1 protein-coding gene is annotated in these 221 nt (G+C 57.9%); it reads right to left on the reverse strand.

What is annotated here, in order from left to right; genetic code table 11:
• Positions 1 to 221 (reverse strand): DUF4138 domain-containing protein (locus DXA54_RS28740; protein ID WP_243647712.1); only part of this gene is annotated, 221 nt, incomplete at both ends.

Here is a 221-nt window from a genome sequence, read left to right on the forward strand (position 1 = left end):
GTTATCACGGACATATTGGTTTCGTTCGGGAAGTCCCTCACGGTAGCCTTCACGCGGATGACGTTCTCCGCTCCGTCGGCTTTGCCCGCAATCAGGTCGGGCGAGCCTAAATCCACGTAGCGCACCTCCGAGGGGAAAATGACGTGGACGGTCTTGTCATAAGTCACTTCCAAGCCGTGCGGGGGAACCATGCGGTCGAAGGTCAGCTTCTTTGTCAGCCC

The organism is Bacteroides sp. OF03-11BH, from assembly GCF_003604005.1.
In the GTDB taxonomy this organism is placed as follows: Bacteria; Bacteroidota; Bacteroidia; order Bacteroidales; family Bacteroidaceae; genus Bacteroides; species Bacteroides ovatus.